The organism is Anabaena sp. CCY 9613, assembly GCF_963920895.1.
In the GTDB taxonomy this organism is placed as follows: Bacteria; Cyanobacteriota; Cyanobacteriia; order Cyanobacteriales; family Nostocaceae; genus Cyanocohniella.
Genome location: NZ_CAWUDE010000010.1, coordinates 83,923 through 101,555, shown reverse-complemented (window position 1 = coordinate 101,555; position 17,633 = coordinate 83,923). Strand labels below are relative to the sequence as shown.

Sequence of the window (17,633 nt, the reverse complement as noted above, 5' to 3'; positions counted from 1 at the left end):
CCTACCAAATATTACTTAGGCTTATAAGAAATATTAATTACATAAAAAACCACAGATAAACTATCAATTTCTATCCGTGGTTTATTTTTTACTGATTTGGCTTTTTGCCACAAGTCTAATTATTACTTGTCATTTCTGGACGAATATGTGGCAGTTTGATTATCAGGGGAAGTAGCCTCTAATGACATTGTTTGATGACGATTACGTTTAACAAAACGTTCTGTAGTCATCTTAATCACAATATATAAAATTGGCACGACAAACAAACTCAAAAAAGTAGCAACTAACATGCCACCAAACACCGTTGTTCCCAAAGACAGACGACTTCCCGCACCAGCCCCTGTGGCAATAGTCAAGGGAAAAATACCCAGCAGCGTCGAAAATGCCGTCATCAAAATCGGGCGTAAACGCCCTTGTGCAGCCTCTACAGCCGCCTTAGTAATAGAAAGCCCCTCATCCCGCAGTTGGTTGGCAAATTCCACAATCAAAATCGCATTTTTACTAGCCAAACCAATCAACATCACTAGACCGATTTGACAGTAAACATCATTAGCAAAACCTCGCATTGATTGAGCTATAAGTGCGCCAAAAATTGCTAAAGGCACTGATAACAAGATAATTAAGGGGTCTATGTAGTTCTCATACTGAGCAGCTAGCACTAAAAAGACGAAGATAATTCCCAAACCAAAGATAATAGGTGCTAAACCGCCAGAATCAATTTCTTCTAATGCAGTTCCTGACCACTCATAACCAAAACCTGGTGGTAAAACTTCTTGAGCCACCTGTTCCATAGCCTGAATCGCGTCGCCAGAACTAGCACCGGGTGCAGCAGAACCATTAATTTCAATTGAGCGAAAGAGATTATAGTGATTAATCGTTTGCGCTCCGACAACAGAAGTAGTTGTAATTAAGTTTCTCAAAGGAATCATTTGATTGGTTTGAGAACGAACATATAGTTGACCGATATCTTTGGGGTTAGAGCGAAACTGTTGATCGGCTTGGATATAAACTCGATAATTACGCTGCTGGAGGTTGAAATCATTGACATATTGAGAACCTAAAGCAGTTTGCAGAGTCCGAAAGATATCATCTATGGAAACTTGTAGTGCTTTGGCTCGATTACGGTCTACTTCTACCAGCAATTGTGGCGTTTGTGCAGCAAAAGTGCTAAATACAGCTTGTAATCCTGGTGTTTGGTTGGCGCGACCAAGCAATTGACCCATTGATTGCACTAAACTGTCCAAGCCACTATTACCTCTCTGGTCTTGTAGTTGGAAATTGAAGCCGCCAAAGTTACCTAATCCCTGAATGGGCGGTGGATTCACAGGAAAGACTCTGGCTTCTGTTATGGCAAATAATTGCCCTCGTAACTTACCAAGAATCGCCTGTACTGATTGATCCGGTCGTGAGCGTTCTGCCCAAGGTTTTAATGTAGTAAATATAATACCGTTATTGGCAGTATTACCACTGAAACTAAACCCACCCACAGCGAAGGTTCCCACGACTTCAGGAATTTCCAAGATTTGTTTTTCTACCTGGGCAATGACATCACTGGTATATTGCAGTGACACCCCTTGCGGCCCTTGGATCAGTGTAATAAAAAAGGCTTCATCTTCGTCTGGGAGAAAGGCTGTAGGTACTGTGACATAAAGCCAAGCCGTCATTCCCAAGGAGACAATGAATAGTCCAATGATAATGTTTTTGAAGCGGATGAGAAAATGAAGCGATCGCTCATAACTGCGTTGTACCGAGTCGAGCAACTGATTAACTCGATCAAAAACCCGCCCCAGCCAACCTGAAGCTTTCTGTCCAGGACGTAGCAATAAGGCACACAAAGAAGGTGTCAGTGTCAAAGCCAGAAAAGTTGAAATCACAATGGAGAAGGCGATGGTCAGGGCAAATTGCCGATAAAGTGCGCCAGTACTTCCGGGAAAAAATGCCACAGGGATAAATACCGCCATCAGCACCAAAGAAGTGGCAATTACTGCACCAAATAGTTCAGCCATTGATTCACTGGCTGCTCGGCGCGGACTCATGCCTTTATCCTGAATAAAACGGCTAATCTGCTCAACTACAACGATGGCATCGTCTACCACCATCCCAGATGCTAAAGTCAGACCAAATAAGGTCAAACTATTAATAGAAAAGCCAAAAATCCTGGCAAAAATAAAGGTTCCAATCAGAGACAAAGGCACCGTCAGGGCGGGAATTAAAGTAGTTCGCCAGTCCTGCAAGAACACAAAAATCACAATCACAACTAGTATGACTGCGGCAATTAGAGTCTTGACTACTTCTAACATAGACTCTTCCACAAAGAGTGTAGTGTCAAAGGCTACCTCATACTGTATTCCCGGCGGAAAATTGGGAGCCAATCGCGCCATTTCTGCCCTCACTCCCCGCGCCACATCTAAGGCATTACTCTCAGGAAGCTGATAAATGCCCAAACCTACAGCATCTTTGGCACGATATCGCAAAAATGAGTTGTAATTTTCTGCTCCTAGTTCGGCTCTACCGACATCTTTAAGCTTGATTAAGGTGCCATCATCGTTAGTTCTCAGGACAATTTCGTCAAATTCTGATGGTTCGGTGAGTCTACTAACAGCACGCACATCAATTTGATATCTTTGCCCTTCCGGAGCAGGTTCTTGACCAATACTCCCCGCACCGACTTGCAAATTTTGTTCAGATAAGGCATTGGCTACATCCGCAGTCGTTAGCCCCCGACTAGCAAGGCGATTGGGATCTAACCACAGACGCATGGCGTAACGGCGTTCGCCAAAAATTTGCACGTTGCTAACGCCTTTGATTCTTTTTAAGGCATCTGCTAAGTAAAGGTCAGCATAGTTACTTAAAAATATATTGTCATATTCATCATTTTCAGCAAATATCCCAATTGCTAAAAGTATATTGTTAGATTGCTGTGATACTCTAACACCCGTGCGTTGTACAGCTTCTGGCAGTTGCGGTTGGGCAATAGAAATCCGGTTCTGCACGTCCACAGCCGCAATATCGGCATTTCGGGATGAATCGAAGGTAGCTGTAATATTAGTTGAACCATCGTTACTACTACTGGAGGTAATGTAGCGAATACCTTCAATCCCGTTGATTTGCCTTTCTAAGATGTTCGTCACACCGCTTTCTACGTCCTCAGCACTAGCTCCGCTATAGTTGGCGGTGACGTTAATTTGAGTAGGAGCAATATCTGGGAAACGAGCAATGGGCAGAGTGGGAAGACAAATCAATCCCAATAACAGCACAATTAACGCACAAACTGTAGCAAAAACTGGCCGTTTAATAAAAAAATTAACAAACATAGATTTGAGAAATTTGTAAATGGAAATCGGTAGTTAGGAATTTAGTCAACCAATTTTGGATATTAGATTGAGGATTTTCCATCTAACGTCTAAAACTCAAATTCTGCTGCCAAAATCATTCAATTACGAATTATTCCTGGGGTTTTCCATTCCCCATTTCTGCGGATGCAGGCATGATCGGCGCACCATTGGTTAGGTTAAGAATGCCAGAAACAACAATTTTGTCTCCAGCTTCCAGCCCTTCGAGAACTTGATAATTATTGCCTTCAATGTCTCCTAACTTCACGGGTTTTTGTTGAGCTACCAGATTCGGCATTCCCGGTTTGCTTTCTGCTGGTGCTTGGGCGACAAACACAAAATTTTGCCCCCCCATGCGCGAGATTGCGACCGTAGGAACTAAAATTCCGGGACGTTCGCTCCAGGTGATTTTAGCTTGTACATTCAGGCGATTAAGTATTTGGTTTTTGGCATTGAAAAAAGTAGCTTTGGCAACAATATTTTGCGTATTAGCCTTGATATTTGGTGAGATAAAACTCACTTTACCTGTAGCCGCAGGTTTGCCCTCAGCATCTAGTATTTCTACAGGTAATCCCACACGCAACCTTTCGGCTTCATAGAAAGGGACATTTAAATTCAATTCCAAAGAGTCATTTCTATTTAAAGTGGTGAGTTCATCTCCTTGACTGACAAAATCTCCCACCTTCACCGGAATATCACCAAGAATACCAGTTAAAGGAGCGATAACATTTGTGTTTTTTTGTTGGACTTCTGCGACCTGGACTTGGGCGGCGGCTTCACTAACTTGAGAACGGGCTTGAGCAATTTCTTCCGGGCGGGGGCCGTTCTCAAGTTGTCTGACATTTTGCCTTTCTAGTTCTACAGCCGCAGCTAGTTCATCAATATCAGAGATTCGGCTTTTGCGGAGTTGTTCAAGGCGTCTTTGGGCTTCTTGCAGCCTAGCTTCAGCGCTTCTTTGTTCTCCCAGAAATCCTTCTAGTTGGTCTTGGGAAACAGCACCTTCTGCTCTTAATTGTTGGTACCTCTGACCTCTTGAGCGTGCCAATTCCACATCAGATTTAGCTACCTCAATTTGCGCTTCGGCCTGAGCAATTTCTTCGGGACGCGCTCCTCCCTGGGCATTTTTCAGACGAGTTTCGGCTTGAGTTAATCTAGCTCTGGCTTGGGCAATTTCTTCGGGACGTGTGCCGGCTTTGAGTTCTGCAAGTCTGGCTCGGGTACGTTCTAACGATGCTTTTGCTTGTCGTAAACTAGCTTGGGTATCGTCACTTTGCAGGCGAATTATCACTTGCCCTTGTTGGACGCGATCGCCTTCTTTAAATAAAATTTGACTGATCCGCCCGTCAGTCTCTGGCTGGATTGCTACTGAGCCAGGTGAGTCTAAAAAGCCACCAATTATTGAACTGTCTTCTATAGTTCCAGTTTCTACAGTGGCTATCTTCACAGGAACTACCATTGGTTGACCCGCCGCTGCTGTGTCGCCTGGAGGTGAATTACCAGCAAAGCTATTTTGCCACCAGCGCCAACCAACACCACCGCCGAAAATTAACAGGATAATGCCTAAAATTAAAGGCCAACGCCGCCGTTGATGAGGCTGAGGTTTTGTCTCTGACTGTTCAATATCTGGCTGTTTGGTTTCAGCCGCAACGAAAGACTCAGGAGGTTCAGAATGAGGCATATTTGTTTTTTATATATAGACAGATTTGGCATGAGGTCATCTACTAATTACTGAAAAACGAGATAGCTCAGGATTTTCCAGCTTTCCCCCTGGTATAATGGGAAATTTATAGCACCTAGAAATTACGTATAAAAACTGTGGTTTGTTTTCAGTAGTCAATAAAAACCAGTAATCCTTTGTTTTTCAACTCCCAGAGCTTTTCCCAAAATTTAATGGGTTAATGCGTACCAACGAAAAACATCAACAATTTTGTAGTATTTGCTACCTTGGATGTGTGCATTGTCACTAAGTTTTCCTAAATGCACAAATAATTTTGGGCGAGTTTGTGCAGTTTTTGACGCTAATTGATTCATGCGACTCATGCAAGTACTTGCTTGCATTATATACACATGTCGAGAAAATTTGTAAAAATTCAAGAAATTTGGTAGCGATCGCCTCAAAATCTGCTTGCAAGCAGTAATTACTTATATTTAGGCACAAAACAATAAGTTTTAATTATTATTTTCCCTGTCAGGTAGTTTTTCATTTTTTGCTACTTTGGTGCTGGAGTAAATGTCAAACATTACCCCCAAGGGATACTTTGTAAAACTCAGCAGTCTATGGGCTAATGGGAGAAAAGTGGCATGGAGATGGACAGAACTTGTTTAACTATTAACACTGATGCAATTCCCATCATCATCATAAGTGTTATCTGACCACCAGGGACGAGTGACTGATGCCAGCCATGAAATTTTTGTTGTTCTTGGCGTTGTTTCCAAGTCATCAATGCGGGAATTATTCCTCCTAAAACAGAAATACTGAACGTACCAGCGACATCTAAAGCAGTAAAAAAAATGCTGGGATTAATCGCCCCCAGACTCATGGGAGGTAATAAAACCAGAGAATAAAGTGGTAGGCGACTAAAAGGCTTACCCTGGGAAACTGGAGAAATATCTTGGAAGAAATCCAGTAAACCGTAGACAAAACCAATAAATGATGTGGCGATCGCAAACTCGGAGAAAATAGACAATAGTACTCCTAACCATTCCCCTGCACCGCCAGCACGCAAAATTTGCAGTGGATCAAAAAGAGCCGAATTTTGTCCCATATCAGCACTGACACTTCCCAAAATCACAGCATTCCACGCCAAAAACATAATTAAGGGAATTAAAGAACCAATAATAATCGACCGCCGAATCTTGGGGATATCTCCTTCGAGTTGAGTCACCACCACTGGGACAACGTTATGGTAAAACAACGCCACCAACATCACTGATACCGCACCCCCCAAGGCTTTCCAGTCTTGAAACAAGAATTGCCCACTCTTAATTTGTCCTCCTCCGAGAAACAACAGTCCGAGAAAGGAAGTGATGACAATGGCAACAAAAACACTATTTAATTTCTCAATAAACTTTTCTCGCCCCAGGTACATAATGCCGCCAAATAGCAAAGTGAAGGTCATTGTCCCCAGCCAAGCAGGCCAAGTGTTTTGCATCCCCCATATTTGAGAAACCGCAGACATGAGAATGTCTCCACCTTGAGTGACATACGCCACTAACAAAGCATAGTGTAAAAACAAATAAGCACCACCAGCAATTCGTGACCCGACAAACCCCAGCGTGCGCTCAACCATAGCCAACAAACCAAAACTTAACTGTCCCTCAATCCGCATGGCGTTGACACACACTTCTGCAACCAACAGACCGGAAATCAGGGTATAAAGCCACACAGCAATTAATAAAACTGTCGATGGCAACACACCAGAAGGTAGAGTTACCGCAGGAAGTGCTAAAATCCCAGCACCAACTGTTGTCCCGGCAATTAGCGCTGTGCTGCTTAACACGCTACCCGGTTGATGACTTAACTTATTTTCCTTGAGTTCAAGGTGAGAAAATAATCGAGTGCCTGATTTTGAATGTGTCTGGAAAACAGGTTGTGTAGAAGTCATACCGAGATAAGTCACCGAACAGGGGATAAAATGTTAATTATTGTAACCAATGTTAGCAAAAATCTCGATAGTACCCTTGTTGTTTTCCAAAAAGCACAAGAGGATCAAATCAAGGGAAATTGAGATTTAGGGACATAACTAGGTAAAACTTGATTCAGTTGTTTGTCATTTAAACTCAGATGTTTAGCCAAAATGATAGACATTACATCTCGAAAATCTGTGGAAATAGCCAAGTCTCTCTTTTGGTAAAGTTGATCTGTGGCTAAACCCGGCCATTCTCCGTAAACTTTCCCACCGCCAACCTTACCACCTAAAACCCACATAACATTGCCGTGTCCGTGGTCTGTACCACCAGTATTATTTTCGCCGACTGTGCGCCCAAACTCAGACATCACCACAATCACTGTATTTTGGTAAACAGAACCTAAACTTTTGGTCAAAGCTGCCAATCCTTTGCCTAATCTCCCCAAATTTCTCGCTAAATTGCCTTGACCATTACCTTGATTCACATGGGTATCCCAACCACCCAAAGCCATAAATCCTAGTTCAATCCTTGGGTCTTGAACCATCAAATTTGCCAATCGTTGCCCATCACCAATAAAGTTATTCGGTAAAGGTGCGCCATTATTTGCCATTTCTGTTTCTGCATCTAGGCCATTCATAATCACCTGACGTGCCATGCGTCCGTGACGATAGGTCTGGCTCAAGTCATCATTACCGCTATAAAGTTGGTCAAATGCTTTTCCCACGTGGGTATAATCTATTGGCAGTTTTTGGTGAGCATGATCACCAGAGGGAATATTAGATACTGGCATTTGACCAGACAAAATACGGGGTTTTGTCCCGCCTATACTAATAGCTTGCAGAGGTGATGATTTGTTGGACATGACACCTAGTAAACGATTCATCCAACCATCATCAATACGTTGGTTACCGGGTATCCCGACTTCCATATAATGTTGAGCTTCAAAGTGGGAGCGTGTCGGGTCGGGGGAACCACAAGCATGAATAAATGCTAAATTATTTTGCTGCCAAAGAGGCATTAAAGGAGCTAAAGCTGGATGTAATCCAAAGCGACCATCTAAATTTAAGACTCCATGATTTTTGCCTGGTTTGGGGATAGCAATTTTCGGTCTTGCTTGATAGTAAGCTGTTTCTGAATAAGGAACTACTACGTTTAAGCCATCAACTCCACCACGTAAAAAGATGACAATGAGGCGCTGTGGATTACTGTTATTGGTGGCAGATCTAGCTACCCAAGCATTGCTGCCTACCGCTGCTATTGTAGAAGCTGAAAATAAGCCTGAGTGAATGAGAAACTCACGTCTTTTCATAGTTTGTAGTTAGCACTTTAGTGCTAATAATGAATTAACTAACGGCGCATCATTTCTGGACTACCCAAGATGAGTGCAGAACGGAGGTTGGAAGTATGAGAAGCGATCGCTTGTTGAGTTGATTCGGAAAATGAGTTACCTAGTGTATTTAACAATAGAGCCGGATCTACTGGTTTGCTTTGATTTTGATTTTTAACAACTCCCGCTATTGATAATTGTCCGTTAGCTACCGCCGTCGCAAAACTGATGCGGCGAGTCATAGCTTCGGGATTTAACCATCTATCTTGTGTGTTGGGATAACCATCGGGAGTGCGATAACGGTAAACGGGCATAGCCATGCTTTCGAGGTGTTGAGAAATTGGTTTTGTGTTGTTGACTTCCATCCCTGTGGCCCGCACGACAGAAACCACATATTGATAGGGTGTTTTGAACTTGGCGTTAAAGTTTTTTGAGTCCCAAAACTCAGGACTTTGGAATAAAGTTTCTAAGACCGCATTAATATCGCCATCAGTGTCAAGAAAGCGTTTTGATAACCTATCTACTAAGGTATTAGGTGGGCGATCGCTAACAAAATACTGTGCTAGTTTGTAACTTATATTTCGGGCAGTTGCTGGACTTTGAGCCAAAATATCTAAGGCTTGTTCTCCCTCCGCTTCACCACTGCCTTGAATTTGCTGTTTTAAGAAAACTTTATCGCTAAAATCATGATGCTCTGGATTAAAATAAAATCCTGTACTATGTTTTTTTTGTTGCATGGGACGCGTAAATCCCCAGCCAGTAAATATCCTTGCCAAAGCAATTACATCTTGTTGCGTGTAGCCGCCATTAGCACCTAGAGTATGTAATTCCATCAATTCACGGGCATAGTTTTCGTTCAATCGGCCGTGAGAACCAGAACTTTTACCAGCTTGATTTTGCCAGTTATCCAGATAAAGCAACATGGCAGGATGGCGCGCTGTGGCCCCTAGTAAATCACGAAAACGACCTAAGACATGGGGTCTGATTGCCTCCTGTTCGTAACTTCCAGCCCACAAGCGAATATTGTTTTTATTGGCATTTACATTAAAGTGGTTAAACCAAAAATCCACCATCACTTCTTGTAATTGTCGCGGACTTGTAGTTGCCCTTAATAATCGGGCGCGGATTGCCTCATTTTGTATTTGTGCGTCTCTTTTTTGGGATGCTTTCTTTTGTTCTGGGCTGGGGTTGGGGGGAGTTCTGAAATATTCTGAGACTTTGACTGTACTCAGATGAATGGTTTCTAACCGTGAAAGTTGGTTTTTGAGTTTTTCCGGTTTAGGAATGGAATTAGGTGCAAGTTGCTCTTTGATGTAGCTTTCTACACCCATAGACTGCACTCTTTGGATATCTCCAGGGCGAGGGCCAAAACTGAGTCTATTAATAATATGTAATACTCTGGGGTCAACAGGTTTAGTAGCGGCATTGCTAGGTTCAATCCCTCCCAGCGCCATCAATAGCGACAACACCAAGTATTTCGGTTTTATAGTCATGACTGGGTAATAATTTCTGGGCTTGTCAAAACATCGTTAGTAGACTGGATGACAAGGAAAAAGGTTCACAGTCAATGCAATTAATCTTTCTTATCTAGTGAAGATTCTACCGCAAATCATTTCCCTACTGGTGTCAAAGCATATTAACGCCCGCAGGCTATACAAACATGACACGTAAGTCGGCGAGAATAAATCAAAGTACAAATAATGTAAAAAATATTGAAATTAGTTTGTAGTAAGGACTTTAGTCCTTATTTGAGGGCTTCAGCCCTCACTACAAACCGTCTTCTTGAAGGCTGGTTGCGTCTTCATCTATGGTATTACGGGCATGATTTAGCACCGCCATGATTTTTGTAATTGGGGTTGGAGTGCTTGTTCGCTTTGTACATGAATACCAGGGTAATCCCAATTAACCAACGTCGATTCTGATGATGAAGTCGTATTTGGCCACAATACCCAACGACTACCTGGAGGTAAGGAAGAGAGACTTAAAGAATTTTGAGTTAGCCAAATCACAGGATTGTTTTGGCGGCGATCGCTCGTGTTAATCTCTTCGTGGTAGGTCGTTGCAGCTAAAGTTTCTAAAACCAGGCGATCGCCTTGAATTAAACCTGTCGCTGCTGTCCACAGTTGCACTGGTATTTGCTGTTTTTGTGCGTAAAAATACATTGAAGCTACGGCAATTACTGCTTGTTCAAAGTTTTCTGTATCCCAATTTCCAGCACTATCAAGGGCAATTACAATTTCTTGTCCGCCCGTAACTATTTCTAGTTCTCGTATCCGTAATTCCCCGTAGCGCGCACTAGTACGCCAGTGGATCAGACGAGTGGGATCACCAATGCGGTAAGGACGTAGCGATCGCACCAGTCCCGATGAAGCTGTCTGCAAAGGTCTGCCACGAGGATCACTTTTTTTGCTGTCATCTTGTCCAAATTCATCGATTAAGGGGCAGGTAGTCAAAGGTAATACTGTGGGATAGACAATTGCTGTGGCAGCACAATCACGCTGACGGCGACACCAAAACAATCCTAAAGGCACACCACTACCCAGTTCGACGGTGTGCCAGCGATAAATTCCCCGGCGCTGGGTGGGCTGATAATATACCCAACGGTAACTGTCATGTTTGGGAATTGTTTCTATAGCCTGATGTACTGGTTTTCCTAAGACAAAGGGTAATATATCCTCGACTTGCAACAAATTGACATAGTATCGTGTAGGATTGCAGATTTCTACTTCCACCGTTAGATCGTCACCTGCTGATATAGGCGACATGGGATGACGTTTCACCACTAAACCAACAAGCGATCGCGGTGGTAAAACTGCGGCTATCACTAAAAGGGCAAAACTTACACCGCTAATAGCGTATAGCCAGCCAGCCATAGTATTCACAGCCGCCCCAAAAAAACAAATCGCAATTCCCGCCAGTACCCACCCAGTGTATGTAGGCGCACTAGCACGGATTTCTAACCAGTTAGTGATGGGTTTAATGATTTTCATGTTTCTTTTTTAACCCAACACTGATAAAAATTCACAGATGTCTTTTTACTTCATGGGGAACATTCTACGGAAAATCTAATTTCCCAACCAGAAATTCAAAGTCTCTAACGCCACTTGCTACAACGCGGGGAACCCGCGCAACGCAGTGGCTCCTCCTCGCAGGAGAGAGATTTAGAGAGAGGTTTTCCAGATACTGTCAAAAGTTAGCTCATAAAAATTAAATTACTTAATTCCTGCATCCACTACGATTAAGCCAGGACTTACGTAACCAACCACATATTTTCGTTATTGCGACCGTAGGGAAGCAATCTCAAAACCTTGATTTTCGTAGCGAGTGCGTAAGTCCTATAAGCTATAAACAGGGTAAGTTGTGATAATTTGCTTTTCCTGGGCAAATTAATTGTTTCAGTAAGTAGGCAATAAAATTTCCAAAAAATATACAAACCTCGTTCTTTTTGGCAAAAAAAGGCTTTGATGGGTGAATTTACTTTAGTTTTAGATTAATTTTTAATTATTATGGCACTTCCTGTGCTGACTCAGCGCTTGCGGATCTGGTTACAACCTCGAAAAGGTTTAGCGATCGCAGAAGCTTCAATTATTGGGATTGTGGCTGCTTTATCTGCGGTACTGTTAAGAGTAGGATCGGGATCTTTGGGAACATGGCGAGTCCAGACTACCCAAATGTTACCAGCATGGTTCATCTTACCTGTAATTGGTTTTGGCTTTGGATTTACATCTGGGTGGTTAGTAGAGAGGTTTGCCCCAGAAGCCGCAGGTAGCGGTATACCTCAAGTCAAAGCCACTTTGGCTAATGTCCCTATTAGACTATCATGGCGGGTGGCAGCCGTGAAATTAGTTAGTGCTATTGTCACCCTTGGTGCCGGCATGACCTTAGGGAGACAAGGACCTACTGTCCATGTTGGGGCAGGTTTGGCGGCGGGAATGAGTAGTTGGCTTCCCACTTCTCCAGATCATCGACGGCAAATGATTGCGGCGGGTGCAGGTGCTGGGTTATCGGCTGCTTTTAATGCCCCCATTGCTGGTGTCTTATTTATCATTGAGGAGTTACTCCAAGACTTATCGGGACTAACTCTGGGAACTGCCATTATCGCTTCATTTATTGGTGGGGTAGTATCACGGTTATTGGGTGGCGGTAGCTTGCAACTCAACCTGGAATTTATGCAACCCTCTAGTCAGTTTACTCTGTTAGAAATTCCGTTTTTTTTGCTGTTGGGTATTTTAGCAGGTTTCCTGGGGGCATTATTTAATCACGGTCTGGTTGCTAGTATAAAAGCTTATCACAGATTACACATTAGCTTACCCCTAAGAGTAGCTTTAGCCGGATTAGTTTCCGGTATGATTGTATCTACACTGCCTGATTTTTTTCGTGATAATACTGGCTTAAGAGAGTATTTAATTACAGGTAGTGCCAATGTATCCTTTGCCGCGATCGCCTTTTTAGCTCAGTTTATCCTAACTTTAATTGCCTTTGGCTCAGGTGCGCCTGGGGGATTATTTGCGCCGAGTCTGATATTGGGTTCTTGTTTAGGACACATAATTGGTGTTTCTGCCTCGTATTTTTTGCCAATTGATGCCCCTACTACCTATGCGTTAGCGGGTATGGGGGGCTTTTTTAGCGCTGTTTCCAAGGTACCCATCACAGCCATCGTGATTGTGTTTGAAATGACTACAGATTTCAATCTAGTACTACCTTTGATGATTGTTTCTGTGGCAGCTTACTTAGTTTCCGATAAAGTCATGCCTGGATCACTGTATGACAAACTATTACAGTTAAAAGGAATCACAATCACCAAAGAAATTTCTCACGAAGGGATACTATCTAAGTTAACTGCCAATGATGTCATGGAGCAACGAGTGGAAACTCTGGATGCAGACATGACTTTAGATGAGGCAATGCAGGTATTTACCCGTTCCCATCATCGCGGCTTCCCAGTAGTAGAAAATAACAAATTAGTAGGCATAGTCACCCAAGCGGATTTAGTGAAAAAACGCGCTCACGATTCACAAATCATTGGCGATCGCAACCCCCCAAATAATACCCCGTTAAGGGAAATTATGATCCACTCCCCGATGACGGTCAGACCTAAGCATAACCTCAGTAATGTCTTATATTTACTAGATCGCTATCAAATTAGTCGCTTACCAGTGGTAGAAGGACGAAAATTAGTTGGCATTATTACCCGTGCAGATATAATTCGCGCCCAAGCAGAACATTTAAATTATGGCAACACCAGCACAGAAGCACAAATAGAGCCTTCCTATGTAGTTTATCAAACGCGATCGCCTAACATCGGCAGAGGCAGAATATTAGTACCCGTAGCTAATCCCGAAACCGCGGCTGTTCTGTTGCAAATGGCCGCAGCCATTGCCCGCGATCGCCATTATGAAATAGAGTGCGTGCAAGTAATGATCGTCTCACGCAACAGTTCACCATCAGAAACACCAGTGAGAACAGCCAAAAGTCGGCGCTTACTCCGACAAGCAGAAGTCTTAGGCAAAAAGTGGCGTATTCCTGTGCATACAGAGATTCGAGTTGCCCATGATGCCGCCCAAGCAATTTTAGAAACCATTAAAGAACGACACATTGACATTATTTTAATGGGATGGAAAGGTGAAACTTCCACACCCGGTCGGATTTTTGGCAACGTGGTAGACATTATTATTCGCCAAGCCACCTGCGATGTGATGCTAGTCAAGCTAGGGCAAAAAGTTCCCAGAATAATTTCGCCCCCATCTCTTACCTTGGGGGAACCCACAGAAGCGTCTACATCTCCCCACCTCCCCACTACCCAATTTAACCGTTGGCTAGTCACAATGGCTGGAGGCCCCAATGCCAGAGTCGCGCTTAAATTATTACCCGCCTTAGTCACATTAGGTAATTATCCCCAAATTCGCTTGACACAAGTATTTAAGCCCTCTGAGTTGAAACCAGACATGTCAGTTTTAGAACAAGCCATCCGTGTACTCATGCGTCGCCGCAAATTATCCAGCAATGTAGTTGCCATCCCGGTACAAGCTGATTCAGTGTCTGAAGGTGTGATTAATCTAGTGAAAACTGAAGGTTATGATGTTGTGGTTTTAGGGGCATCTCGTGAGGGATTATTACAGCATGTCATACAAGGTAATATACCCGAAGCGATCGCCTCTGGTGTAGAGAGTACCGTAATTTTAGTTAGGGGCGCGATTAGTAATTAGACATTCTCTTTATATTATCTTCATCTATTCTCAAGCCCAAAATACCTAATTTTTTTGATCACATATTAGCTAGAAAATCAAAAACTTAATTCTTGCCAAACTCTTATATTTGGGAACTTTCAGACAATAAATCAATAAATACATCTCTAGAATTAAAGTAATCCCTCCTCAGGAAGATGTCATAAAGAATACGCATATACAGGTATATTTATTTACAATTGTAACATTAAGGGTTCATAATTTTTTCATGAAATTTACGTAAAAGTAGTAAATATGCTGAGGTTGATTTAGTATGATACCTAAAGTTTATATTAAGAAAAATAAAAAAAGTGTAGTTTATGTTATTCAACTCCTTAGAATTTATTTTTCTATTTTTGCCGATTATTCTGGCAATATTCTTTTTTGTAAGTAAATATGGTTATCATCGATTAGCGATCGCTTCTTTGGTAGTCGCTTCTTTGATTTTTTATGGCTGGTGGAACCCCAAATATTTAATATTACTTGTGGGTTCTATGATTTTTAACTTTGGTATAGGTTACACATTAAACAAAAAATCTCGCTCAAAAATATTTAAAAAGACGCTGCTAAGTTTAGGAATTGCCACAAATTTAATTCTGATTGGTTATTTTAAATACGCCGATTTCTTCATTGCCAGCGCAGGCGATATATTAGGGCGAAACTTTAACTTACAAAATATTATCCTACCTTTAGGAATTTCCTTCTTTACATTTCAACAGATTGCCTATTTGGTAGATTCTTTCCGGGGAGAAACAAAGCACTACAATTTCATAGACTACTGTTTATTTATTAGCTTTTTTCCCCAACTAATTGCTGGGCCAATTGTTCATCACTCAGAAGTAATGCCCCAATTTGCCGATAAAAGTGTACATCGGTTTAATCCCGAAAATTTATCAGTAGGCATCACCATTTTTAGTTTAGGTTTATTCAAAAAAGTTGTGTTTGCCGATAATATTGCGATTTATGCTAGTCCGGTATTTGATGCTGTAAGTCAAGGGATATTCCCCACTTTTGTTGATGCTTGGATTGGGGCGATCGCTTACACATTACAACTATATTTTGATTTTTCTGGCTATTCAGATATGGCAATTGGCATCGCCAGAATGTTTGGGATTAAATTGCCAATTAACTTTTATTCCCCTTATAAAGCTATTAGTATCAGTGATTTTTGGCGGAGATGGCATATCACCCTCTCTAATTTTTTACGAGATTACTTATATATTCCTTTAGGTGGTAATCGTCAAGGTGAAATTAGACGTAATATCAACTTAATTATCACCATGTTATTGGGAGGACTTTGGCATGGTGCCGGTTGGCAGTTTATTTTCTGGGGTGGTTTACATGGATTTTATTTAGTTATTAATCACCAATGGAACTCTTGGCAAAAAAGACGCAACTTGACAGTCAATAATTGGCTAAGTCAAACAATCGCTTGGTTGATCACCTTCATCGCCGTTGTCTTCGCCTGGGTATTCTTCCGCGCTGAAAACATGAATTCAGCATTCGTAATTATCAGAAGTATGCTCGGTTTAAATGGCTTATCGTTGAATGCAGAAATTCTAGAAATAGAATTGAAAAGAGCAACTTTGGGAATTTCTATCTTACTAGCCATCGCCTGGTTTACACCAAATGTTCAGGAATGGATGGGTAAATATGAGCCAGTCTTAAACTTTGAAAAAGTCAAAAAATTGTCGTCCAATGGCCCTATATGGTCAAGATGGCAGTGGCAACCTAATCAAACATATGCTGTCATCACTTCATTTCTAACGGTAATTGCACTATTGCACCTTACCAAAGTTAGTGAGTTTTTGTATTTCCAATTTTAGGGATTCAGTAAATCTTATGCTTGGTTACATCAAAACATACTTCGCAGTGGCAAGCGTGCTTCTGACATCCGTTGGCGCACTCAATTTCGTAATCGATCCCCTTTGGTATCGTCGGGGGAACCGATTAACTGGAGTCAATGTACCTTTTAACGAGAGATTGACCAAAACTAATCGATTATTGAATAGCGATATCCAAAAGTACGATTGTCTCATTTTTGGTAGCTCCCGCTTAACTTTATTAGATACAAAAGCCCTCAAAAAAAATAATTGTTTCAATTACGCTTTTGCCGCGGGAACTGCTGAAGAATTTGCTGAATATGCTAAATTTGCCAAAGAGCAAGGAGTTAATCCCCAAAAAGTATATGTGGGAATAGATGCTTTCAATTTCAAATTCACCATAGATGATAAAAATATGGCATTTAAAGAAGAAGTTGAAGTGCCAGAACCGCAACCAATGTATCAGTCTTATCTATTCTCCATAGACAGTTTAAAGTTTAGTATAAATACATTAATTGGGAGATTTCCTCTAGAAAGAGCATACAATAAATATTTCAAAGGTACAGTTTTAGAACTTTCTTACGATTACAATCCTAAATTTGTTACGAAGAAATCTCAAGAAAAATGTGATTTTTCTCGGATAAACTCTTATAAGCAAATCCGAGAGACGTTTCCAAATGCCGAAATTATTGGTTACGTAGCACCAGTTTCACCTTGGGAAAAATTTAACCAGAGCTATGCTCAAGGCCTGCTAGATTGCCAGTTGCAAGGTATTCATGAATCTTCCCGGCATTTTAATGAAACATACGATTTTTCCTATCCTTCGCGGGTAACTAAAAACACGAACTATACTTATGATGGTAGTCACTACTATCCATATGTGCATGAAAGAATAGCCAGGATTCTGGAAGGTGAAAATTCTCAGTTTGGTATTCGTGTTAATCAAGTTAGTTTACAAGAATATCAAGAGTTGCATAGAAGCAAGCTCAAAACATTTGTCGAACAACAAGGTAAAGGTCATCTGTGGTAGAAACTAAAGTGATGAAATGACGGTTTCAGGTATATCAACATTTTCTTGAACGACTCACATATTGACCATGAATATTTACCATATAGGGAATCACGTAGGTTACGCCCGCAGAAATCCAGCGTTCCCGATTCATTTGACCTTTGACCAAAGCTGAACCGTGATTGATGATGAATAGAATAGAACCAACTACTACAGACACTTTTAATGCTGTCGTCCTCATGTCTGGATTAAAAAGACATAAGCCAAATTCCTTGAAAGTTTTCATCT

The 17,633-nt window shown here is 41.8% G+C and carries 10 protein-coding genes; 3 read left to right on the top strand and 7 right to left on the bottom strand.

Annotated elements, in window-relative coordinates; translation table 11 throughout:
• Positions 1–122: 122 nt before the first annotated feature.
• The 6 genes from ACM0OT_RS13620 to ACM0OT_RS13595 all read right to left on the bottom strand — a co-directional run bounded on the left by ACM0OT_RS13620 (position 123) and on the right by ACM0OT_RS13595 (position 11,279).
• Positions 123–3,314, bottom strand: coding sequence for an efflux RND transporter permease subunit (locus tag ACM0OT_RS13620; protein ID WP_414564871.1), 3,192 nt, complete (start codon positions 3,312–3,314; stop codon positions 123–125).
• Between the two features lie 130 nt (positions 3,315–3,444).
• Complete coding sequence (locus ACM0OT_RS13615) at positions 3,445–5,010, bottom strand: efflux RND transporter periplasmic adaptor subunit (protein ID WP_414564870.1); 1,566 nt, start codon at positions 5,008–5,010, stop codon at positions 3,445–3,447.
• A gap of 604 nt (positions 5,011–5,614) precedes the next feature.
• Positions 5,615–6,937: an amino acid permease gene (locus ACM0OT_RS13610; RefSeq protein WP_414564869.1), complete on the bottom strand. Its 1,323-nt coding sequence runs from the start codon at positions 6,935–6,937 to the stop codon at positions 5,615–5,617.
• Between the two features lie 104 nt (positions 6,938–7,041).
• Positions 7,042–8,271, bottom strand: coding sequence for a DUF1501 domain-containing protein (locus ACM0OT_RS13605; protein ID WP_414564868.1), 1,230 nt, complete (start codon positions 8,269–8,271; stop codon positions 7,042–7,044).
• A 38-nt stretch (positions 8,272–8,309) separates the two neighbouring features.
• Entirely contained in the window at positions 8,310–9,782 is a 1,473-nt protein-coding gene (locus ACM0OT_RS13600; protein WP_414564867.1) for a DUF1800 domain-containing protein, read from the bottom strand.
• Positions 9,783–10,115: 333 nt separating this feature from the next.
• Complete coding sequence (locus tag ACM0OT_RS13595; RefSeq protein ID WP_414564866.1) at positions 10,116–11,279, bottom strand: DUF58 domain-containing protein; 1,164 nt, start codon at positions 11,277–11,279, stop codon at positions 10,116–10,118.
• A 516-nt stretch (positions 11,280–11,795) separates the two neighbouring features.
• Between ACM0OT_RS13595 and ACM0OT_RS13590 the strand changes: the two genes are divergently transcribed.
• The 3 genes from ACM0OT_RS13590 (at position 11,796) to ACM0OT_RS13580 (ending at position 17,366) form a co-directional block, all read left to right on the top strand.
• Positions 11,796–14,495, top strand: coding sequence for a chloride channel protein (locus ACM0OT_RS13590; RefSeq protein WP_414564865.1), 2,700 nt, complete (start codon positions 11,796–11,798; stop codon positions 14,493–14,495).
• A gap of 338 nt (positions 14,496–14,833) precedes the next feature.
• Positions 14,834–16,339 (top strand): MBOAT family O-acyltransferase, encoded by a 1,506-nt coding sequence (locus ACM0OT_RS13585; RefSeq protein ID WP_414564864.1) that lies wholly within the window; start codon positions 14,834–14,836, stop codon positions 16,337–16,339.
• Between the two features lie 55 nt (positions 16,340–16,394).
• A complete protein-coding gene (locus tag ACM0OT_RS13580) occupies positions 16,395–17,366 on the top strand; it encodes a hypothetical protein (RefSeq protein WP_414564863.1) in 972 nt (323 codons plus the stop codon).
• A 34-nt stretch (positions 17,367–17,400) separates the two neighbouring features.
• On the opposite strand, the gene nrtS is transcribed toward ACM0OT_RS13580, so the two are convergent.
• Positions 17,401–17,631, bottom strand: coding sequence for a nitrate/nitrite transporter NrtS (nrtS, locus tag ACM0OT_RS13575; RefSeq protein WP_414564862.1), 231 nt, complete (start codon positions 17,629–17,631; stop codon positions 17,401–17,403).
• Positions 17,632–17,633 lie beyond the last annotated feature (2 nt).